Source organism: Nucisporomicrobium flavum, assembly GCF_016464385.1.
Lineage (GTDB): Bacteria > Actinomycetota > Actinomycetes > Mycobacteriales > Micromonosporaceae > Actinoplanes > Actinoplanes flavus_A.
This window is the reverse complement of sequence record NZ_JADMLH010000008.1, coordinates 305,975-326,522: the sequence shown is the minus strand read 5'-3', so window position 1 is coordinate 326,522 and position 20,548 is coordinate 305,975. Positions and strand designations below refer to the sequence as shown.

The window sequence follows — 20,548 nt, the reverse complement described above, 5'->3', positions numbered from 1 at the left end:
ACGGTGATGTTCGGAGACCGTGCACACCCGTTCGACGCCACCGAGTTCGAGGTCGAGTCGCGCGCCGAGTTCGACGTCCACCTCGCCAAGCGGTCGCTCGCCGGCCTGATCGTGCTGGGGCTGCGGCTCGACTCCGATCCGCCGGACTTCACGGGCATCGACGTCTCCGGGACGTTCTTCGTCGGGTGCGAGTTCGCCGGCGCCGAGGTCGAGGTGGACCTGATCCGCCGCGGGGCGCACCTGATCCCGCCGTTCGACGCCCGGCCGTACCCGACGCATCCGGCACTGCTCTACACCCCGGAGGATCTGGCGTACGGGTTCGCCGAGGGCGGCTTCGCCGGCATGTTCGACACCCGCATCTACCAGCACTTCCTCGACCATGGCGGGGCGACGCCGGACCTGCGGGAGGCGATCGCGCAGCGGCTGCACGACGCGGGTATCGACAACGCGCTGGGCAAGGCGCTGACGGCGTGGCTGGCGGCGAACGGCAGCCACGGCGCGGTGGGGATCATGGGCGGGCACGCCGAGCCGCGGGGCTCGGAGGCGTACCGGATGGCCGCGACGCTGGCGCACCGCCTGGCCGCAGGCGGGCGGCTGATCGTGACCGGCGGCGGTCCGGGCGTGATGGAGGCGGCGAACCTCGGCGCGTACTTCGCGACCCGTCCCGAGGCGGAGCTCGCCGAGGCGATCGACATGCTCGCGCCGGCGCCGGTGTTCCACGACCACGACCCGTACACGGCCGCGGCGCTGGCCGTGCGGGAGCGGTTCCCGGCGCCGGTCGCCGGGGCGAACGACGTGGTGGGCCGGCTCACGCATGGCGGCCTGGCCCTGCCGACCTGGCTGTACGGGCACGAGCCGGCGAACCTCTTCGCGGGCCAGATCGGCAAGTACTTCTCCAACGCGGTACGCGAGGACTCGATCCTGCGGCTGTCCCGCGGCGGCATCGTGTTCGCGCCGGGCTGGGCGGGCACGGTGCAGGAGGTGTTCCAGGCGGCGACGAAGACCTTCTACCGTACGGACGGCCCGTCGGGCGCCTTCGTGTTCCTCGGGGTGGCGCACTGGGCGGAATTGCCGGTGGAGGCGCTGCTGCGGCCGCTGCTGGCGAAGTCCCCGCACGGCGACCAGTCCGATCTGCTGGTGGTCACCGACTCGCTGGACGAGGCGATGGCCGCGCTGAGCGAGCCGGCTGGGTGACGCAGTGGCGGGCGTCGCTCACACTGCGGTCATGGCGATGATCCTGTTCCTGGTGTTCCTGCTGGTGGTGGTCGCGGTGGCCGCGGCGAGTGCGCGCCGGAGCGGTGACCGGTCCCGGCGGCTGCGGGGCGGCGGCTGGACCGGCGGAACCGTGGGCGACGCGGCCTACGACGCGGGTCCGACCGACTACGGGCACCACGGCCACCACCACGGCCACGACGGCGGATGGGGCGGCGACGGCGGTTCGTGGGGTGGCGACAGCGGCGGGGGTGGCGGCGGCGACTGAGCCGCTCAGGCCACGTGGACGCGGCGCCAGCTGGTGACCGGCAGCTCCATCTCCGGCACGTCGGTCAGGCCGTTCTCGTCCATCGCGTTGAAGATCGCCAGGCGGGCGCCGTCGAAGAGGAACTCGACCGCGTGCAGGAAGCCCGAGTGCCACTTCGCGGGCGTCGTCCGCTCGATGATGTTGACCTCGCGCAGGATCCGGCCGCGGGCGTTGCGCAGCGCCGCGTGCGGATCGGCGCGCCAGTCCAGCTGGATGCCGGTCGCGTACCAGTCGATCGGTGCGGTCATGTCCACCTGGTCCCAGGTGATGGCGCACTCGTCGAACTTGCGGTGGGTGACCTCGACGTTCGTGCCGCCGAAGCCCAGGATCACCGGTCCGTCGGCGAACCAGCCGCGCTCGGACATGTCCCACATGAGCCAGCCGTGCAGCAGCTTGCGGCCGATGAGCCGGGAGAACCGTGCTCTGTGGACGGCGGCGAGCGCGACGGCATCGTGGTGCCATTCCGGGTCGTAACCCTCGATGCCGAGCAAGGTCACCGCCTCCCTGAGCAGCAGACGACGATGGTACCCACGGCCGAGCGGCACCTCGCAACACGAGAGCGGCCGGCCCCCACAACGGGGGACCGGCCGTCGGCGGTGCTTACTTCGAGAGCGTGGTGCCCGTCGAGCGCAGGTGCTCGCACGCCTCGACGACGCGCTGCGCCAGGCCGTTCTCGGCCAGCTTGCCCCAGGCGCGCGGGTCGTACGCCTTCTTGTTGCCGACCTCGCCGTCGATCTTCAGCACGCCGTCGTAGTTCTTCAGCATGTGATCGACGACCGGGCGGGTGAACGCGTACTGGGTGTCGGTGTCGATGTTCATCTTCACCACGCCGTAGTCCAGGGCGCCGTGGATCTCCGAGAGCAGCGAGCCGGAGCCGCCGTGGAAGACCAGGTCGAACGGCTTCTCCTTGCCGTACTTGGCGCCGACCGCCTCCTGGATCTCCTTGAGGATCTCCGGGCGCAGCTTGACGTTGCCCGGCTTGTAGACGCCGTGCACGTTGCCGAAGGTCAGGGCCGTCATGTAGCGGCCCTTCTCGCCCAGGCCCAGCGCGGCGGCGGTGGCCAGGCCGTCCTCGACGGTCGAGTACAGCTTGTCGTCGATCGCGGCGGAGACGCCGTCCTCCTCGCCACCGACCACGCCGACCTCGATCTCGAGGATGATGTGCGCGGCCGCGGCCTGGGCCAGCAGCTCCTCGGCGATCTGCAGGTTCTCCTCGACCGGCACGGCGGAGCCGTCCCACATGTGCGACTGGAACAGCGGGGCCTTGCCGTTGGCGACGCGCTCCTTGCTGATGGCCAGCAGCGGGCGGACGTACCCGTCGAGCTTGTTCTTCGGGCAGTGGTCGGTGTGCAGCGCGATGTTGATCGGGTAGTGCTTGGCCACCTCGGTCGCGAACTCGGCGAGCGCCACCGCACCGGTGACCATGTTCTTCACGGTCGGGCCGGACACGTACTCGGCGCCGCCGGTGGAGATCTGGATGATGCCGTCGCTACCCGCCTCCGCGAAGCCCTGCAGGGCCGCGTTCAGGGTCTGCGAGGACGTGACGTTGATCGCGGGGTACGCGAACGCGCCGGCCTTGGCGCGGTCGAGCATCTCGGCGTAGACCTCTGGGGAAGCGATGGGCATCGGTGCGCTCCTTGATTCTCTGGCGTGAAGAGGGCAGGACCGCGCTGTCCTCCAGCAGGCAGTATTCCGCAGTCGAGGGCGCCGGTGGTAATCACCCCGGTTTACGTACCGTCACGGCGGGGGACCGGGCACCATTGATGCTGCCCCTGACGGTGGAAGGGAGTCCGTTATGACGTACCCCGAGAACGAGCTCGACCTGGAGACCCCCGAGGTGGACGCGGCGGAGCAGGCCAAGGAGGCCGCGCCGGGCTGGCTGGAGGAGGACGCCGAGGAAGCGGAGGCGCCGGAGGCGATCGAGGTCTCCGAGTGGGACCGGCAGGAACAGAGCCGCGTCGTCGAGATGGACGACGACTACCGGTGATTTGCGTCTCGCCGGGCGCAAGCTCGACGTCTTCGCGGCTGAATCGGAACCGGTCGATCCGCGCCGGTAATACACAGCATTCGTACAGGCACCCCCCGAGCGTGGGCCGGTACCCTTCCATGTCGTGACCTACCGTGCGCTGACCGAGCAGCTCGCTCTGAACCCGATGGACCCGAAGGATCTGCTGCACACCTTCGGGCTCATCGGCGTCTGGGTGATCCTCTTCGCGGAGACCGGCCTGCTGGTCGGCTTCTTCTTCCCCGGAGACTCCCTGCTGTTCCTGGCCGGCGTCGCCGCGTCCCCGGTCGCCGACTCGATCTTCGGCGACGGCACCCGCATCTCGATCGCGGGCCTGCTGATCGGGGCGCCGCTCTGCGCGATCATCGGCGCTCAGCTGGGTCACCTCCTCGGCGCCAAGTACGGCCGGCGCATGTTCGACCGCCCGGACAGCAAGCTGTTCAAGCGCGAGTACGTCGAGAAGGCCGAGTACTACTTCGAGAAGTTCGGCCCGGCGAAAGCGGTGGTCCTGGCCCGGTTCATCCCGATCGTCCGGACCTTCCTGAACCCGGTGGCGGGCACCCTCGGCATGTCCGCCCGCAAGTTCCTGCTCTGGAACGTCGTCGGCGCGATCCTGTGGTGCGACGGCGTGATCCTGCTCGGCTACCTGCTGGCGCAGAAGATCTACGACACCATCGGCGACAAGATCGACCGCTACATCCTGCCGGTGGTCGCCCTCATCGTGCTGATCTCGGTGCTGCCGATCCTCATCGAGGTGCTCCGCGAGCGGCGCGCCAAGAAGCGCGGCATCACGCTCGGCAAGGGCCCCGGCGCGCCGATGGACGACCCGGGCCCGGCCACCGCGATCGGCGTGGTCGCGGCGGCGACCGTGGCGGGCATCGCCGAGGAGTTCGCCGACCGCGACGACGAGGACGACCACCGCCACCACCGCCCGCGCCACTCGGCCTGACGGCCCGGCCCGCCCGGGGGCCTCACGAGCCCCACCCGGCACGCCCGGCATGACGACCCGGCCCGGCTCGCCCGGGTCTCACGAGCCCCACCCGGCACGCCCGGCCTCACGACCCGGCCCTGCCTCACGGGGGCCGGCCGTCGGCGCTGCGTTCGTTACACGGAGACCGGTTCGGGGCCTGCCAGGCGGTCCAGGAATTGCTCCGGCACCTCGCGCAGATTGTCGAGGCGGCCCAGCGTGAGCGCCCGATAGGTCAGTTGCGCGGCCTCCTCGAGGTTCCGCGCGCGTTTGTGAGCCAGCTCCACGCTGTCGGCGAGCACCACGCACCCGTGCTGGCTGAGCACGAGGCAGTTCGTACCGTCCGCCGCCATGGCCGCGGTCAGCGCCGCGACCTCCGTGCCGCCGGGCATCCGGAACGGCACGGTCGAGACCCGGCGCAGGTAGTACGCGTGATCCGTGGTGACGATGCGGATGTGCTCGCCCAGGGCGTCGAGCAGCAGCGCAGTCTGCGGGTGCAGGTGGACGATCGCCTTCACGTCCGGCCTGGTCCGGTAGATCGCCAGGTGCAGCGCGATCTCACTGGTCGGCTCGACCCGCGGCTCGGGCAACCCACCGCCGCCCAGCGACGCCGGCGCACCGTCGAAGATCCGGATCGCGGCGAAGGAGTTGCGGCTCAGCCGCTCCAGCCAGGCTCCGCTCGCGGTGACCCAGCACGCGTCCTCGTCCGGGATACGGGCGGAGAGGTTCCCGCCCGAGCCGCAGACCAGGCCGGCCTGGACCACGTCGTAGCCCACGTGCGCGAGCTGGTCGCGCAGATCACCGGAAACGTAGTTCAAGAGTCGCTCCTCGGGTCCCGGGGGTGGATCCTGATGGAGGTGTCCCGCCTGGCGTCACGTCAGCTTCGGTGACGCCAGGCACCTTCCCGCCGAAGCGGGCGTCCCGTCACCCGCGCTCGTCCGCGCGGGCCCTGCCTTTCACCGCGCCTGTCGCGCGGGCCCTGCTTCGCCGACCGGTTGGGGCGGGCCTGCCCGTGGCCCGCCCGGTCTCCAGCGGGCTTCTTGTGCACCCGGCCCGAGGACCGAAACGGTGCTGCGGCTCCCGGCCGGGCCGGGTGCCGTTCCTCCTAGACGTACGCCTGTCTCAGCGCGCCTTCTTGGTCGCGCGCTTGCGCGGCGGGGTGAGCAGGTCCGCGATCGTCGCGATCGCCGTCGGGACCAGGCGGTAGTACGCCCACACGCCCCGCTTCTCCCGCTCCAGCAGCCCAGCCTCCGTGAGGATCCGCAGGTGGTGGCTCACCGTCGGTTGCGACAGCCCGAGCGGTGCGGTGAGGTCGCAGACACACGCCTCGCCGTCCGTCGCGGACTGGATCAGGCTGAGCAGCCGGAGCCGGGCCGGGTCCGCGAGTGCCTTCAGCACCCCGGCCAGCCGCTCGGCGTCGGCACGTTCAATAGGCTCGCCGGCCAGCGGCGAGATCTGAGGCATTGTCATTTCCGCCAACGCAGTTCCCACGATCTCCATCCTTCCACCAACTGCATCGATTCTCCTGCATGTGCGCAGGAACGAACCGGCTGACTTTCAGGCCGTAAGGCCGAAGTCGATCGAACGGTAGGCCGATCGGTACGTCTGTCCGGCACCCCGCACGGCAGCGTCCGCACCCCGATCGACCATTCCCACCACACCGACTTCGGTCTCTGCCTCCTGCAACGCCTCAGCCGCCGTCTGGTCGCTGTCCAACGCGGTCGAGCTCTTCGATCCCCGCCCCCGGAGTGAGCCGTCCCACATTTCCATGTCGCGATCAGTACGACGACTGCCCGGCACCCGCCCGGTCGCCGGAACCGCCGTGTCCTGCACCGTCACACGGCGTAGGGCCTCGTCACAGTCAGCTTCACGACCCGATGAAAGCACGGCACAACGCTGCGCGACGGGCAATTCAGTGATGAATTTACGCAGGTCGTCGTGGGCTTCCATGACATCGAGAGTACTGGCTGGACGAAAACCGGAACCTTCTGCCCTGGCAGGGCGGAAAGGAACTATTGACCCTCGCCTAAACATGAGCGCAACAGGAAATATTGTTAACTGAAGCACACCCGGCAGCCCCTTTCGGGGACACATAGACGCAGCTCAAAGCACTTCTCCCGTGCGCGGGCGCCGGGCTACGACTCATGGACGGTCATCAAACGCGTACGCACTGACACCGATGTCATCGCGACACGTCTGGCCGTCTTCCGGAAAAGCCGATCCGGAAAGCGAAGGCGGGCAGACCCTCGGCCACCAACGCTACCCGTTCGGGTGACGTACGACCATCGATGTCCTGTCCCCCGTCAGCTGGACGGACGGGCAGAAGAACCCTCTTCCGTGTCACCCGCCGCAGACCCTTCCGGGTGACGGTCCGCGGGTGTCCGGTCGGTGTCGGACCCGGCTGGGCCGGCCTGGTCGGCGAGCGAGGCACTGACGGCTCCACCGTGCGTGACGGCCGGCGGCCCGGCTTCTGGGGCCGGGGCAGGCTCCAGCGCTGCCGGCGGGGTCGGCGCGGGCTCCACCGCTGCCGGCGGGGTCGGCGCGGGCTCCACCGCTGTCGGCGGGATCGGCGCGGGCTCCACCGCTGCCGGCGGCGGGGTCGGCGCGGGCTCTGTGTCCTGCCCCACGATTGGCATGTTCTGCCCGACCGTCGGGGCGGAGGCCGACGAAGGAGCGGCCGGCGACGGTGTGGACGGCGACGGCGCGGTCGGGGCGACAGGCCGGGGCGGCGCCCACGGGCTCGGTTCGTCCGGATGCGCCGAGGCCGGCGCAGGGTAGGCCGGCGCGGGCGCCATCGGTGCCGACGGCGGCGCGGACGGGTAGGGCGCGCCGTACACGGGCTGGGGCGGGCCGTAGTAGCCCGGCTGGGCGTACCCGGCGGGCGGGAGCTGGGAGTTCACGGCGAAGGGGTCCGGCGGCGCGGGCTTCGACGGGCGGCCGAAGAACTCTCGCGGCGCCGCGAGCAGCAGCGCCCCGACCAGCACGTACCCGGCGATCTGGGCGATGGCGAGGCTGAGGTTGAGCGGGATCCACGACCCCGGGTACGCGTCGGTCAGCGCCGCGCCCAGCGAGCCCGGCGCGGAGTCCCCGCTGCGCTGCACGCCGACTGTCGTGGCCGAGGCGCAGCCGGCCAGCAGGCCCAGCGCGCACACCACCAGCGTGGCGACGCGGAAGCCGTTGCTGCCGCGGCGCAGCCCCAGGGCGAGGACCACGTACAGGGCGAAGAGGAGCACGGCCAGCACGGCGGCCACGGCGGCGCCCATCCAGACGACGGTCACGTAGCCGTCGACGTCGTCACCGGCGCCCGCCGCGGTCCGGAAGCGGTCCACCGTGCCGGGGGCGGTCGCCAGCGTGGCCACCGCGTACGCGAGACCGGCCAGCGCCATCATGATCAGCAGCACCGACGCGAGCGCCACCGAGGCGGGACGGCGCGGCGCGGCGACCGGTGGGGGCGCGGCGGCGAGCGGCGGCTGAACTGCGTACGACATGACCGTCTCCCGGGTGATCCGTTGCGGACGACCCTCCCGGGCCGCGTCACGCGCCGCCGGGCTTCCCCGGCGGCGCGTGCCGGGACCGATGTCAGGCGGGGTCGGTCGGCGGCCGGCCCGGCTCCTCCGGCGACGACGACGAAGGAGGAGGCGAAGTCGGCGACGGCGGCGGCGTCTCCGAGGAGGGAGGCGACGACGGCTGGGCCGGCGCGCTCCACGGATCGGTCGCCGGAACGCTGCCGGTATGCGGGTCACCACCGGGAGCCGTCGCACCCGGAGGCGTCGCGCCCGCAGGCGTAGCACCCGCAGGCGTAGCACCCGCAGGCGTCGCGCCGGGAGAGCCCGGTCCTGCGGGAGCGGTCCCTGGATAGGCCGGGAAGGACCCCGGCGCCGGGTACTGCGGATACCCGGCCTGACCCGGGTAGCCGGGCTGAGCGGGGTAGCCGGGCTGAGCCGGATATCCCGGCTGAGCGGGATAGCCGGGCTGGCCCGGGTACGCCGGGTACGGCATCGACGGGTCCCAGGTCTGCTGCGGCTTGCGGAAGTACGCGTTCGCGGCCGGCAGCATCAGCAGGATGATCGCGGCGAGGACGGCGAGGACCAGCAGGATGCTCAGCGTCGTCGTCACCGGCTTGTACCAGGACGGCAGCGCGTCGTTGAGCCGCTGCTCGACCTCCCGCGCGCTGGGCCCGGTGGTGCTGCCCGTGTCGAAGTTCATGCCGCTGGTCGCCGCGTTGCCGATCAGGCCGAAGCCGAAGCAGCAGAGCGAGATGCCGCCGATCACCCAGGTGGTGATCCGGGAGCCCTGCCGGCCCCGGTTGTTGAAGATCGCGAGGACCGCGAAGCCGGCCGCCAGCAGGAAGTCGATGCCGATGCCGACGGCGCTGGCCCCGACGATGACGCTCTCCATGCCGCTGTTGGAGGTGCCGGCGTACAGGTCGGTGTAGACGTCGGAGATCGCCGAGATCGTCGTCAGCGCCATCACCGCGTTGAGCACGATGAGCGCGGCGCTGAGATAGAGCAGGTACGACGAGACGGTGACGACCGTGGGGCGTGAACGCGGTGCCGGTGCTCCGGGGTACATCGGCGCTCCCTCCTAGATCCACTCACGGTATCGGGTGGCTGCCAGATGCGCGGACCGGCGGACACCGGCCCGGCACTGTGGCAGCATCGCCCGACGTAGGACGAAATCGGATGAAATTGGTCGCTCGTTCAGGGGGCGACAGACGGTGAGCCCGGCCCATACACTTCCATCTCGTGGCGCGCCGCAGGCATCGGAGTCTGACAGCGCCGCCCTGTGCCCATCCGAGTCGCCGCCCCCGCGTACCCATCGCCGGGGCCGAGGCAGACCGGATCCGGGCGCCCACCCGATTGCGCAGGCCGCGTGACCACGCCGCGGCTGCCCCAGACCAGTTAAGGACCGGTGAGTCCCATGCCGCACGCAGACACCCTGACCGTCGTTCACCATGACGACTCGAGAACCAGTTACGAGGACGTCCGGTATCAGCTCCACCGCGACGGGATCAGGATCTGGTCCGAGGAGGGCGAGCACGCCTTCACGGACATCCTCATGACCCACGCCTACCGGCAGCGGGAGGCGAAGGCGAGCTGAGCACGAGAAGGGCCCCGAGGCGCGACCTCGGGGCCCTTCTTCATGCGTACGGTCAGGCGCGGGCGACGCGAAGGCCGTCCTTGTGGTCGTTCAGGTCGACCACCACCGTGTCGCCGTCGACGATCTCGCCGGCGAGCAACGCCTTGGCGAGCGAGTCGCCGATCGCCGACTGCACCAGCCGCCTCAGCGGCCGAGCGCCGTAAATCGGGTCGTACCCGTGCTCGCCGAGCCACAGCACCGCCGCCTCGGTGACGTCGAGGCTGAGCCGGCGGTCCGCCAGGCGGGTCCGCAGCCGGCCGAGCTGGATGTCGACGATCGCCGCGAGGTCCTGGGCGGTGAGCGCGTGGAACACCACGATGTCGTCGAGCCGGTTGAGGAACTCCGGCTTGAAGTGCGACCGGACGACCGCCATGACCTCCTCGCGCCGCTCCTCCTCGCCGAGGGTGAAGTCGGAGATGACCGACGAGCCCAGGTTGGAGGTCAGCACCAGGATCGCGTTGCGGAAGTCGACCGTACGGCCCTGACCGTCGGTGAGCCGCCCGTCGTCGAGCACCTGCAGCAGCACGTCGAACACGTCCGGGTGGGCCTTCTCGACCTCGTCCAGCAGCACCACGCTGTACGGGCGCCGGCGTACGGCCTCGGTCAGCTGACCGCCCTCCTCGTAGCCCACGTACCCGGGCGGGGCGCCGACGAGACGGGCGACGGAGTGCTTCTCGCCGTACTCGCTCATGTCGATGCGGACCATGGCGCGCTCGTCGTCGAAGAGGAACCCGGCGAGCGCCTTGGCCAGCTCGGTCTTGCCGACGCCGGTGGGGCCGAGGAACAGGAAGCTGCCGGTGGGGCGGTCCGGGTCGGCGACGCCCGCGCGGGCCCGGCGTACGGCTCCGGAGACGGCCGCCACCGCCTCGGCCTGGCCGACCACCTTGGCCTGCAGCGACTCCTCCATGCGCAGCAGCTTGGCGGTCTCCCCCTCGAGCATCCGGCCGGCCGGGATGCCGGTCCACGACGCGATGACCTCGGCGATGTCGTCCGCGCCGACCTCCTCCTTGACCATCGGCGGCTCGGTCTTCTCGTCCTCCGCCTCGGCCGCGCTCTCGATCTCGCGCTCGAGCGCGGGGATCTCCTGGTACTGCAGGCGGGAGGCCTTCTCCCACTCGGCGTCGCGCTGGGCGCGCTCGAGCTCGGCGCGGGTCTCGTCGAGCTTCTTCTTCAGCTCACCGACGCGGTTCAGGCCGCCGCGCTCGCGCTCCCACCGGGCGTTGAGGGCGGTCAGCTCCTCCTCGCGGTCGGCGAGGTCGCGCTCGAGCCGCTCGAGCCGGGCGATCGACGCGGGGTCGGTCTCCTTCTCCAGCGCCAGCTTCTCCACGCGCATCCGGTCGACCTGCCGCTGCAGCTGGTCCAGCTCCACCGGCCGGGAGTCGATCTCCATGCGCAGCCGGGAGGCGGCCTCGTCGATGAGGTCGATGGCCTTGTCCGGCAGGAACCGGTCGCTGATGTAGCGGTCCGACAGCGCCGCGGCGGCGACCAGGGCGGCGTCGGTGATCTGGACCCGGTGGTGGGCCTCGTACCGGCCCTTGAGGCCGCGCAGGATGCCGATCGTGTCCTCGACCGTGGGCTCGCCGACGACGACGGGCTGGAACCGCCGCTCCAGCGCCGGGTCCTTCTCGATGTGCTCGCGGTACTCGTCGAGGGTGGTGGCGCCGACCATGCGCAGCTCGCCGCGGGCCAGCATCGGCTTGAGCATGTTGCCGGCGTCCATCGAGCCCTCGCCCTTGCCGGCGCCGACGACCGTGTGCAGCTCGTCGAGGAACGTGACGACCTGGCCGTTGGAGTTGCGGATCTCCTCGAGGACGCTCTTGAGGCGCTCCTCGAACTGGCCTCGGTACTGCGCGCCGGCGACCATCGCGCCGAGGTCGAGGGAGACCAGCTTCTTGTCGCGCAGGGTCTCCGGGACGTCGCCGGCCACGATGCGCTGGGCGAGGCCCTCGACGATCGCGGTCTTGCCGACGCCGGGCTCACCGATCAGCACCGGGTTGTTCTTCGTACGCCGCGAGAGCACCTGCACCACGCGGCGGATCTCGGCGTCCCGCCCGATCACCGGGTCGATCTTGCCCTCGCGCGCCTGGGCGGTGAGGTCGACGCTGTACTTCTCCAGCGCCTTGTACGTCTGCTCCGGGTCCTGGTTGGTGACCCGGCGCTCGCCGCCGCGCACCGACGGGAACGCCGCGACCAGCGCCTCCTCGGTGGCGCCGACGTCGTGCAGGACCTTGCCGACCGCACCGCCGACGCGGGCCAGGCCGGCGAGGAGGTGCTCGGTGGAGACGTACTCGTCGCCGAGCGGCTTGGCGATCAGTTCGGCCTCGCCGATGGCGTTGACGAACTCACGGGACAGGCTGGGCTCCGCGGTGCTGGAACCCCGCGCCGAGGGCTGCTGCTCGACGGCGCGGACGGCGGCGCGGCGGACGTCGGCAGGGTTGGCGCCGACCCCCCGCAGCAGCGCCGGGGCCGTGGAGCCACCGGTGTCGAGCAGCGACAGGAGCAGGTGCCACGGCTCGACGGTGGCGTGCCCGCGCTGGCTGGCGTTGGCGACCGCGCCGGTGATGACCTCGCGGCTCTTGGTGGTCAGGCGTTCGGCGTTCATGAGCTCCCCTGGTCGGATCTTCTGCCACAGCATCCGAGTGGTTCAGCACTCTCAGACTTGAGCGTATTCCACTCAACTCTAGGTCGGCGAGTCCACCGGCCGGAAAGAGACCTTCGTGACCGGTATCTCCGTGGGCAAGGGCCCCGGACGACCCGTAGCGTCGCGGCCATGGCCCTGGACACCTCGCGGCGTACGCCGCAGCTCGCTCGTGCGCTCCTCCCCCTGGGCCTCGTCTTCCTCGCCGTCGGCATCTCCACCGCCCTGGTCGGCCCGTTCCTGTCGCTCTTCCTCAGCACGGACGTTGACGCCGGCCCGCTGCAGGTGACGGTCTTCCTCGTGGTCGCGCCGCTGTCCGGCGTCCTCGGCTCCACGCTGATCGGGCGGCTGTCGGACCGGCGGCCGATCCGGCGGGTGCTGCTCGTCGGCGGCGCGCTGGCCGGCATGGTGGGCTGCGCGTTCACCGCCGTCGTGCGGGACTACTGGGTGCTGCTCGGGCTCACCGTCACGGCCATCGCCGTCGCCAACTCACTCTTCCCGCAATCCTTCGCGTACGCCCGTCAGGTGCTCGAACGTGACGCGCCGGAGCGGTCGGCGATGGGCATCAGCGCGCTGCGTACCGTCTTCTCCCTGGCCTGGGTGGCCGGCCCGCCGCTGGCCGCCTTTCTGCTCGACGCCGGAGGCTTCACCTGGGTGTACGGCGGCGCCGCCGTCATGTACGCCCTCGCCGCCGCGGTGGGCCTCCTCTGGCTCCGCGAGGTGCGAGTGCCCGCCGCCCCGGCCACCGAGCACTCCGGCGACGGCACCGACCTGGAGCCGCTGGAGACGCCCAGGTGGACGCTGCTGCTCACGGCCACCGCGTTCACGCTGATGCAGACGCCGCTGACCCTGGCCGTCCAGGCGCTTCCGCTGTTCATCAGCACCGACCTGGGCGGGGACGTCTCGGACGCCGGCCTGGTCCTGGGCCTCTGCGCCGCGCTGGAGATCCCGTTGATGCTCGGGGTCGGTGCCCTGTCGACCCGGCTGCCGCTGCGGCTGATGGTCTTCGCCGGTGCCGCGTTCGGGGTCGTGTACTACGCGACGGTGGCGGTGAGCACCAGCGTGTGGGTGCTCGTCGGGGCGCAGCTGTTCAACGCGCTGTTCATCGCGGCGGTGGGGGCGCTCGGGATCACGTACATGCAGGACATGCTGCCTCGGCACCCCGGGCGGGCGACGACGCTGTTCACGAACTCGTTCCCGCTGGGCGCCATGCTCGCCGGGCCGCTGTTCGGCCTCGCCCAGCACTTCGGCTACCGGCTCGCGTACTGGATGTGCACCGGGCTGTGCGCGGCCGGGCTGCTCCTGCTCGCCCTGGTCCGGCAGCGGCGGGTCACGGGTGCGGCCGGGTAGATCCGTTACCGTGGAACGGTGCGCGTACGGGTAGAGCAGACCCCACTTCCAGGCATCGGTGTCCGTCACGACCTGGTGACCTCCTCGGGCCGTACGGTCGGCGTCGTGTCGCACCGCAACGGCCGCCGCGACCTGGTGCTGTACGACGTCGACGACCCCGACGCGTGCCTCGCCTCGATACCGCTCACCGACGACGAGGCGGAGGCGCTGGCCGACGTCCTCGGCGCCTCGCTGATGCTCAGCCAGCTCTCCGGCCTGCGCCAGCAGGCCGCCGGCCTGCTCACCGAGCAGATCGCGCTGCCCGCCGGCTCGCCGTTCGTCGGCCGCCGCCTCGGTGACACCAAGGCGCGAACCCGGACGAGCGCGTCGATCGTCGCGGTCCTGCGTGACCGCGAGGTGATCGCGTCGCCGGGCCCGTCGTTCGTCTTCGAGGCGAACGACGTGGTGGTCGCTGTCGGCACCCGCCCGGGCCTGGACGGCGTCACCGCCATCCTCGCCGGCGACCACGGCGACTGAGCCGCGGTGCACAGCACGACGATCCTGCTCATCGAGGTCGGCGCGCTCCTCTTCGCGCTCGGCATGCTCGGCCGCCTGGGCCGGCGCATCGGGCTCTCCCCGATCCCGCTCTACCTGCTCGCCGGGCTCGCCTTCGGGCACGGCGGCCTGATCCCGCTCTCGGCGAGCGAGGAGTTCATCGAGATCGGCGCCGAGATCGGCGTGATCCTGCTGCTGGTGATGCTGGGGCTGGAGTACTCGGCGAGCGAGCTCGTCGGCAACCTGCGCTCGGCCGCACCCGCCGGCCTCATCGACGCGCTGCTCAACGCGTTGCCGGGCGCCGGATTCGCGCTGCTGCTCGGCTGGGGCTGGCAGGCGGCGCTGGTGCTGGCCGGCATCACCTGGGTCTCGTCGTCCGGCGTGATCGCCAAGGTCCTCGCCGACCTGGGCCGGCTGGGTAACCGCGAGACGCCTGTCATCCTCTCCGTGCTGGTCATCGAGGACCTGGCGATGGCGTTCTACCTGCCGCTGGTCACCGCCGTCCTGGCCGGCGCGGGCCTGCTCGGCGGGGTCAAGGCGCTGGCGGTCGCGGTGCTCACCGTGATTGCCGTCCTGGTCGCGGCGATCCGGTACGGCCACGCCATCTCCAGCTTCATGTCGGTCAAAGACGCCGAGGCGCTGCTGCTCAGCGTCCTGGGGCTCACCCTGTTCGTCGCCGGGGTCGCCGCCGAGCTGCAGGTTTCCGCCGCGGTGGGCGCGTTCCTGGTGGGCATCGCGTTGTCGGGCGAGCTGGCGCACAGCGCCGTACAGATGCTCTCGCCGCTGCGTGACCTGTTCGCCGCGGTGTTCTTCGTCTTCTTCGGGCTCTCCACCGATCCCGCCGCGATGCCGCCCGTGCTGCTGCCCGCCCTCGGGCTCGCACTGCTCACGATGCTCACCAAGGTGGGCACCGGCATCCTCGCCGCGCGCCGGGCCGGCATCGCTCTGCCCGGTCAGGTCCGCGCCGGCGTGGCCCTGATGCCCCGCGGCGAGTTCTCGATCGTCATCGCGGGGCTGGCCGTGGCGAGCGGCGTCGAGCCCGGGCTGGCCCCGCTGGCGACCGCGTACGTGCTGATCACGGTGGTCAGCGGGCCGCTGCTCGCCCGGGTGCCCGACTACACCTGGTTCAAGAAGTTCGTCCGGCGGCGGATGGCGGTCGGCCGTACGCCCGGGCCGCTGCCCGCAACGGACTGACCAGGCAACTTCCAGACTCCTCAAGGTTACTGACCAGTATCTGAAAGTGATACACCATCACTTCCGCCGGCTCGTGGATCGCGCTAACGTGTCGCCGCGACAACATCGTGTTATCGGGGCGACCAGCGACGCGGCGGAACGAGGGGGCTCTCCACCGCAGGCGCGGGCCCACTGCCGGAGGAGGACGGCGGATGAATCAGCGTGACGAGGCGGCATCGTGACCGTGCGCGAGTCGACGTTCTTCGGGTTCACCAACCCGGTCGACCCGAGGCCGGAGGAGCTGCAGGCCTGGGCGTACCACCCGGAGGCCGTGCCGCTGGACAGCATGCCGTCCGACTGGGACCTGCTCATCTCGGGCGACGTCCTGGCGCCGACCCTGTTCGAGCTGGCCATGGACCGGCAGTGCCCGGCCCGCCGGTTCGCCCAGCACTGCATGTACATCTACGCGGCGGACGGCGTGCGCCCGAACGCGTCCTCGCAGCGCAAGCGCCGCCTGAAGAAGTACGTGGAGCGCGCCGAGGAGGTCGGCGACGAGCCGATGTCGATCTGGGCGCACAACTGCCGGGTGCTGATGACCCGGCCGGAGCTGTTCGACTACGAGGACTGGATCGAGGGCGGCCTCGTCCGGCACCCGCGCCGCCTGGCGCTCTTCGGCCGCCGCTGAACCGCTGAACGGGAAAGCCGCCGGTGCTCTGCGCACCGGCGGCTTCTACTTGTCGCCCGAGCGGCGGGGCCGCCACACCACGAGGGCGGTCGACGGACGCTCCTGGCGGACCAGGTCGCGGCGCGGATACGACCCCATCGCCTCGAGCTGGGCGATCCGCCGGTACGCGTCGTCGAGCTGGGCCTCCAGCTGGGACACCCGCTCCTGCAGCTCACCCACGAGCTGTTCGAGGCCGATGATCCGCTTGATCCCGGCGAGGTTGACGCCCTCCTCCTGGCTCAGCTTCTGCACCTCGCGCAGCAGGGCGACGTCGCGTTCGCTGTACCGCCGGCCCCCGCCACCGGCCCGCCCGGCCTGCACCAGGCCGAGCCGGTCGTACTGGCGCAGGGTCTGCGGGTGCATCCCGGCCAGCTTCGCCGCGACGGAGATGATCAGGACCTTCGCGTCGGAGGCCCGCTCCACCGAGATGTTGATCTCCTCGTACATGCCACCTCCCGAAGGTGTCCCGGCACAGGCGATTATCCCCGGCGCAGCCGCGCCTCGATACGCCCTCGCTCCGCCTGCGGCGTCAACTTCGCCAACTGTTCGAGCGCGTCCCGCGCCTCGCCGGAGACGCCGGCCGGGACCTGCACCTCGACGGTGACCAGCAGATCGCCGGCCTGGCCGTCGCGGCGCTGCACACCCTTGCCCCGGGCCCGCAACTTGCGACCGCTGGGCGTGCCCGGCGGCACCCGCAGGGTCACCGGCGCGTCCAGCGTCGGCACCCGCAGGTCGGTGCCGAGCACCGCCTCCGCGAACGTGATAGGCACCGTCAACGTGATGTCGTCGCCGACGCGGCCGAACAGGTCGTCGGGGCGTACGCGGACCTGCACGTACAGGTCGCCCGCCGGGCCACCGCGCTCGCCCGGCTCACCCCGGCCGCTGAGCCGGATCCGCTGCCCGTCGGCGACACCGGCCGGGAAGCGGACGTTGATCGTGCGGTTCTTGGTGACCCCGCCCGTGCCGCGGCACTCCGGGCACTTCTCGTCGACGATCGTGCCCGCGCCCTGACACTCCCGGCAGGGCTCCGAGAAGCTGAACGAGCCCTGGTTGCGGGAGAGCAGGCCCGAGCCGTGGCACTGCGGGCAGGTGCGCGGCTGGGTGCCGGGCTTCGCCCCGTTGCCGTGGCAGGTGTCGCAGACGCCCGGCGAGCGCAGCGTCAGCGGCAGGGTCGTACCCCTGACGGCGTGCGCGAAGTCGAGCGTCACCTCGGCCTCGACGTCACGGCCCCGCTGCGGTCCCCGGCGCCCCGCCCCGCCGGCGTTACCGCCGGAGAAGATCGAGCTGAAGATGTCGGAGAAGCCGGCGCCACCGAACCGGCGGTCGCCGGCACCCGAGCCCGCTCCGGCGCCGGTGAACCCGCCGAACAGGTCCGACGGGTCGAACTGCGCCCCACCCGGGCGCGCGCCCCGGCGGAACGCGCCCGAGCCGAAGAGCGAGCGCATCTCGTCGTACTCTTTGCGCTTCTTGTCGTCGGAGAGCACGTCGTACGCCTCGGACGCGGCCTTGAACCGCTCCTCGGCCTCGTTGTTGCCCGGGTTGCGGTCCGGATGGTTCTCCCGGGCCAGCTTCCGGTACGCCTTCTTGATCTCATCGGCGGAGGCGGACTTGCCCACCCCGAGAACGGCGTAGAAGTCCTTCTCCAGCCAGTCCTTCGAACTCATCCGCCCCACCTCCTCCTGCAGAGCATCTTCAGTCCTGTTTTGGGCGGCGGGTGGGGCGGTCGGACGGTTGTCCCGCCCACCTGCATGTGGTGGGCGGGACGGGACATCGTCACGCGGGGTCGGCGACCGCGACCAGCGCGGGCCGCAACAGCCGCTCGCCGAGCGTGTAACCGCGGCGCATGACCTCGACGCAGGTCGGCTCGGTGACGTCGGCCGACGTCAGGTGCGCGACCGCCTCGTGGCGGGTGGGGTCGAACGCGTCGCCCTTCTCACCGAAGGCCGCCAGCCCGAGCTTGCCGACCACGGCGCCCAGCGACTCCGCGACCGAGGCGAACGGCCCGACCAGGTCGCCGTGCTCGCGCGCCCGGTCGATGTCGTCCAGCACCGGCAGCAGCGCGGTGAGCACCGCGCCCGTCGTCTGCTCGGCCGCCGCGCTGCGGTCACGGTCGACCCGCTTGCGGTAGTTGGCGTACTCGGCTGTCACCCGCTGGAGGTCGCGGGTGCGTTCCTCCAGCTCGGTGCGCAGCGCCTCGAGCTCCGCGCCGAGACCCGGCGTGGTGTGCCCCTCGTCCTCCGGCTCCTCGGCGGCGCGGTGCGCGCCGCCCTTGGACTCCGTCGGATCCCGGGGCTGCTCGTCGGCCTGCTCCTCGGGCTCCTTGGTCACCGTGGTGTCCTCACCGTTCAGGTTGATCTTGCGGCGATTCCGGATGACGACGCGTTCGGTCGCCTGAGCGTCCCCGTCGTCCGTCCGGCTCACTTCTTGTCGTCCTCGACGATCTCGGCGTCCACGACGTCGTCAGCGCCACCCTGCTGCGGACCGGCGCTCGCGCCCGCCGCGCCGGCCGGACCACCGGTCGCACCCTCGGTGCCGTCCGGCCCCGGGGCACCCTGGGTGCCGTCCTGCTGCTGCTGGGCGTAGAGCAGGGAACCGGCCTGCTGGGAGACCTGGGCGAGCTTCTCGTGCGCCGTCTTGATCTTCTCGATGTCGCTGCCGCCCAGCGCGCCGCGCAGGTCGCCCAGCGCCTCGCTGATCTGGTTGCGGGCGTCCTCGGGAAGCTTGTCGCCGCTCTCGGCCAGGAACTTCTCGGTCTGCCACTGAAGCTGCTCGGCGAGGTTGCGCGTCTCCGCGTCCTCCTTGCGCTTCTTGTCCTCGTCGGCGTGGTCCTGGGCGTCGCGCATCATGCGCTCGATGTCGTCCTTCGGCAGCGCGGAGCCGCCGGTGATCGTCATCTTCTGCTCCTTGCCGGTGCCCAGGTCCTTCGCGTGGACGTTCACGATGCCGTTCGCGTCGATGTCGAAGGTGACCTCGATCTGCGGCACGTTGCGCGGCGCCGGCGGCAGGCCGGTCAGCTCGAAGGTGCCGAGCTTCTTGTTGTACGCCGCGATCTCGCGCTCGCCCTGGAAGACCTGGATCAGCACGGACGGCTGGTTGTCGTCGGCCGTGGTGAAGACCTCGGAGCGCTTCGTCGGGATCGTGGTGTTGCGCTCGATGAGCTTGGTGAAGATGCCGCCCTTGGTCTCGATGCCCAGCGACAGCGGGGTCACGTCGAGCAGCAGGACGTCCTTGACCTCGCCCTTGAGCACGCCGGCCTGCAGGGCGGCGCCGACGGCGACGACCTCGTCCGGGTTCACGCCCTTGTTGGCCTCGCGGCCGGTCAGCGACTTGACCAGGTCGGAGACGGCGGGCATACGGGTCGAGCCGCCGACCAGGATCACGTGGTCGACGTCGGCGACCTTGACGCCGGCGTCCTTGATGGCCTGCTCGAACGGGCCCTTGCAGCGGTCCAGCAGGTCCTGCGTCATGCGCTGGAACTCGGCCCGGCTCAGGGTCATGTCCAGGTGCAGCGGGCCCGACGGGCCGGCCGTGATGTACGGCAGGTTGATGCTGGTCGTGGTCGCCGCGGACAGCTCGATCTTGGCCTTCTCGGCGGCCTCCCGCAGGCGCTGCAGGGCCATCTTGTCCTGCGACAGGTCGACGCCGTGCTCGCCACGGAACGTCTTGACCAGGTGGTCGATGATCCGCTGGTCCCAGTCGTCGCCGCCGAGGTGGTTGTCACCGGAGGTCGACTTGACCTCGATGACGCCCTCGCCGAGCTCGAGCAGGGAGACGTCGAAGGTGCCGCCGCCGAGGTCGAAGACCAGGACGGTCTGCTCCTTGGAGCCCTTGTCCAGGCCGTACGCCAGCGCGGCGGCGGTGGGCTCGTTGACGATGCGCAGGACGTTGAAGCCCGCGATCTCGCCGGCCTCCTTGGTGGCCTGGCGCTGCGCGTCGTTGAAGTACGCGGGAACGGTGATCACCGCGTCGGTGACGGTCTCGCCGAGGTAGGCCTCGGAGTCGCGCTTCAGCTTCATGAGCACCCGCGCGGAGATCTCCTGCGGGGTGTACTTCTTGTCGTCGATGTCGATGGACCAGCTGGTGCCGACCTCACGCTTGACCGAACGGATCGTCCGGTCGGGGTTCGTCACCGCCTGACGCTTGGCGACCTCGCCGACGAGGACCTCGCCGTTGCGCGCGAAGGCGACGATGGACGGAGTCGTCCGGGAGCCCTCCGCGTTGGCGATGACGGTGGGCTCGCCGCCCTCCAGAACGCTGACGCAGGAGTTCGTGGTGCCGAGGTCGATGCCGACCGCTCGTGCCATGTTCGCTTCCTCGCTTCTAACCGGGTTCTTGCTGGGGTGATGCAAGCTTCGGGTCTCAAGTTGAGTGGACCGGACTCAATGATGCCACGGGATCACCAGTCCGCAAGTCGGACTTGAGTCGACCCGGCGCAACTTCTGCGCCGAAGGTCCCTGTCCGGTCACGACGGGTGGGGTACCTGTTGTCTGCGATGCATA

21 protein-coding genes are annotated in these 20,548 nt (G+C 71.0%); 9 read left to right on the top strand and 12 right to left on the bottom strand.

From position 1 onward, the window contains the following. Positions 1-6 precede the first annotated feature (6 nt). Both IT780_RS21365 and IT780_RS21360 read left to right on the top strand, forming a co-directional pair. Positions 7-1,194, top strand: coding sequence for an LOG family protein (locus tag IT780_RS21365; protein WP_199513369.1), 1,188 nt, complete (start codon positions 7-9; stop codon positions 1,192-1,194). Between the two features lie 31 nt (positions 1,195-1,225). Next, complete coding sequence (locus IT780_RS21360) at positions 1,226-1,480, top strand: hypothetical protein (protein ID WP_199513368.1); 255 nt, start codon at positions 1,226-1,228, stop codon at positions 1,478-1,480. 5 nt (positions 1,481-1,485) lie between these two features. On the opposite strand, the gene IT780_RS21355 is transcribed toward IT780_RS21360, so the two are convergent. Together IT780_RS21355 and fbaA are read right to left on the bottom strand one after the other, a co-directional pair. Further along, positions 1,486-2,016, bottom strand: coding sequence for a hypothetical protein (locus IT780_RS21355; protein WP_307831297.1), 531 nt, complete (start codon positions 2,014-2,016; stop codon positions 1,486-1,488). Between the two features lie 103 nt (positions 2,017-2,119). Continuing rightward, complete coding sequence (fbaA, locus tag IT780_RS21350) at positions 2,120-3,145, bottom strand: class II fructose-bisphosphate aldolase (protein WP_199513367.1); 1,026 nt, start codon at positions 3,143-3,145, stop codon at positions 2,120-2,122. Between the two features lie 169 nt (positions 3,146-3,314). On the opposite strand from fbaA, the gene IT780_RS21345 reads away from it, so the two are divergent. Both IT780_RS21345 and IT780_RS21340 read left to right on the top strand, forming a co-directional pair. After that, positions 3,315-3,506, top strand: a complete 192-nt coding sequence (locus IT780_RS21345; protein WP_199513366.1) for a hypothetical protein — start codon at positions 3,315-3,317, stop codon at positions 3,504-3,506. 124 nt (positions 3,507-3,630) lie between these two features. Further along, on the top strand, positions 3,631-4,473 hold the full coding sequence (locus IT780_RS21340; protein WP_307831296.1) for a DedA family protein: 843 nt from the start codon (positions 3,631-3,633) through the stop codon (positions 4,471-4,473). Positions 4,474-4,628: 155 nt separating this feature from the next. Here the strand turns inward: IT780_RS21340 and IT780_RS21335 are convergent, their stop codons facing one another. The 5 genes from IT780_RS21335 to IT780_RS21315 form a co-directional block, all read right to left on the bottom strand. Beyond that, a complete protein-coding gene (locus IT780_RS21335; RefSeq protein WP_199513365.1) occupies positions 4,629-5,309 on the bottom strand; it encodes a class II aldolase/adducin family protein in 681 nt (226 codons plus the stop codon). Positions 5,310-5,613: 304 nt separating this feature from the next. Next, positions 5,614-5,991, bottom strand: coding sequence for an ArsR/SmtB family transcription factor (locus IT780_RS21330; protein WP_014440216.1), 378 nt, complete (start codon positions 5,989-5,991; stop codon positions 5,614-5,616). Between the two features lie 57 nt (positions 5,992-6,048). Continuing rightward, positions 6,049-6,441 (bottom strand): hypothetical protein, encoded by a 393-nt coding sequence (locus tag IT780_RS21325; RefSeq protein ID WP_199513364.1) that lies wholly within the window; start codon positions 6,439-6,441, stop codon positions 6,049-6,051. A gap of 353 nt (positions 6,442-6,794) precedes the next feature. Continuing rightward, on the bottom strand, positions 6,795-7,979 hold the full coding sequence (locus IT780_RS21320) for a hypothetical protein (protein ID WP_199513363.1): 1,185 nt from the start codon (positions 7,977-7,979) through the stop codon (positions 6,795-6,797). A 91-nt stretch (positions 7,980-8,070) separates the two neighbouring features. Continuing rightward, positions 8,071-9,063, bottom strand: a complete 993-nt coding sequence (locus tag IT780_RS21315; protein ID WP_199513362.1) for a hypothetical protein — start codon at positions 9,061-9,063, stop codon at positions 8,071-8,073. Positions 9,064-9,411: 348 nt separating this feature from the next. Between IT780_RS21315 and IT780_RS21310 the strand changes: the two genes are divergently transcribed. Then, complete coding sequence (locus IT780_RS21310; RefSeq protein WP_199513361.1) at positions 9,412-9,591, top strand: hypothetical protein; 180 nt, start codon at positions 9,412-9,414, stop codon at positions 9,589-9,591. A gap of 52 nt (positions 9,592-9,643) precedes the next feature. Here IT780_RS21310 and clpB read toward each other — a convergent pair whose 3' ends face one another. Further along, positions 9,644-12,232 (bottom strand): ATP-dependent chaperone ClpB, encoded by a 2,589-nt coding sequence (gene clpB / locus IT780_RS21305; RefSeq protein ID WP_199513360.1) that lies wholly within the window; start codon positions 12,230-12,232, stop codon positions 9,644-9,646. Positions 12,233-12,400: 168 nt separating this feature from the next. Between clpB and IT780_RS21300 the strand changes: the two genes are divergently transcribed. The 4 genes from IT780_RS21300 to IT780_RS21285 all read left to right on the top strand — a co-directional run bounded on the left by IT780_RS21300 (position 12,401) and on the right by IT780_RS21285 (position 16,010). Further along, a complete protein-coding gene (locus tag IT780_RS21300) occupies positions 12,401-13,618 on the top strand; it encodes a sugar efflux transporter (protein ID WP_199513359.1) in 1,218 nt (405 codons plus the stop codon). Between the two features lie 18 nt (positions 13,619-13,636). After that, positions 13,637-14,134, top strand: a complete 498-nt coding sequence (locus IT780_RS21295; protein ID WP_199513358.1) for a cation:proton antiporter regulatory subunit — start codon at positions 13,637-13,639, stop codon at positions 14,132-14,134. A gap of 6 nt (positions 14,135-14,140) precedes the next feature. Next, positions 14,141-15,346, top strand: a complete 1,206-nt coding sequence (locus tag IT780_RS21290) for a cation:proton antiporter (RefSeq protein WP_199513357.1) — start codon at positions 14,141-14,143, stop codon at positions 15,344-15,346. A 217-nt stretch (positions 15,347-15,563) separates the two neighbouring features. After that, positions 15,564-16,010 (top strand): hypothetical protein, encoded by a 447-nt coding sequence (locus IT780_RS21285; RefSeq protein WP_199513356.1) that lies wholly within the window; start codon positions 15,564-15,566, stop codon positions 16,008-16,010. 45 nt (positions 16,011-16,055) lie between these two features. On the opposite strand, the gene IT780_RS21280 is transcribed toward IT780_RS21285, so the two are convergent. The 4 genes from IT780_RS21280 to dnaK all read right to left on the bottom strand — a co-directional run bounded on the left by IT780_RS21280 (position 16,056) and on the right by dnaK (position 20,353). Then, positions 16,056-16,496, bottom strand: coding sequence for a heat shock protein transcriptional repressor HspR (locus IT780_RS21280; protein WP_199513355.1), 441 nt, complete (start codon positions 16,494-16,496; stop codon positions 16,056-16,058). A 32-nt stretch (positions 16,497-16,528) separates the two neighbouring features. Next, the gene (gene dnaJ / locus IT780_RS21275; protein ID WP_199513354.1) at positions 16,529-17,713 is read right to left on the bottom strand and encodes a molecular chaperone DnaJ; all 1,185 of its coding nucleotides are present in this window, start codon (positions 17,711-17,713) and stop codon (positions 16,529-16,531) included. 109 nt (positions 17,714-17,822) lie between these two features. Then, positions 17,823-18,470, bottom strand: a complete 648-nt coding sequence (grpE, locus tag IT780_RS21270) for a nucleotide exchange factor GrpE (protein WP_199513353.1) — start codon at positions 18,468-18,470, stop codon at positions 17,823-17,825. Then, positions 18,467-20,353, bottom strand: coding sequence for a molecular chaperone DnaK (gene dnaK, locus IT780_RS21265; RefSeq protein ID WP_199513352.1), 1,887 nt, complete (start codon positions 20,351-20,353; stop codon positions 18,467-18,469). The genes grpE and dnaK overlap by 4 nt, the downstream gene beginning before the upstream one ends. Between the last annotated feature and the right edge of the window lie 195 nt (positions 20,354-20,548).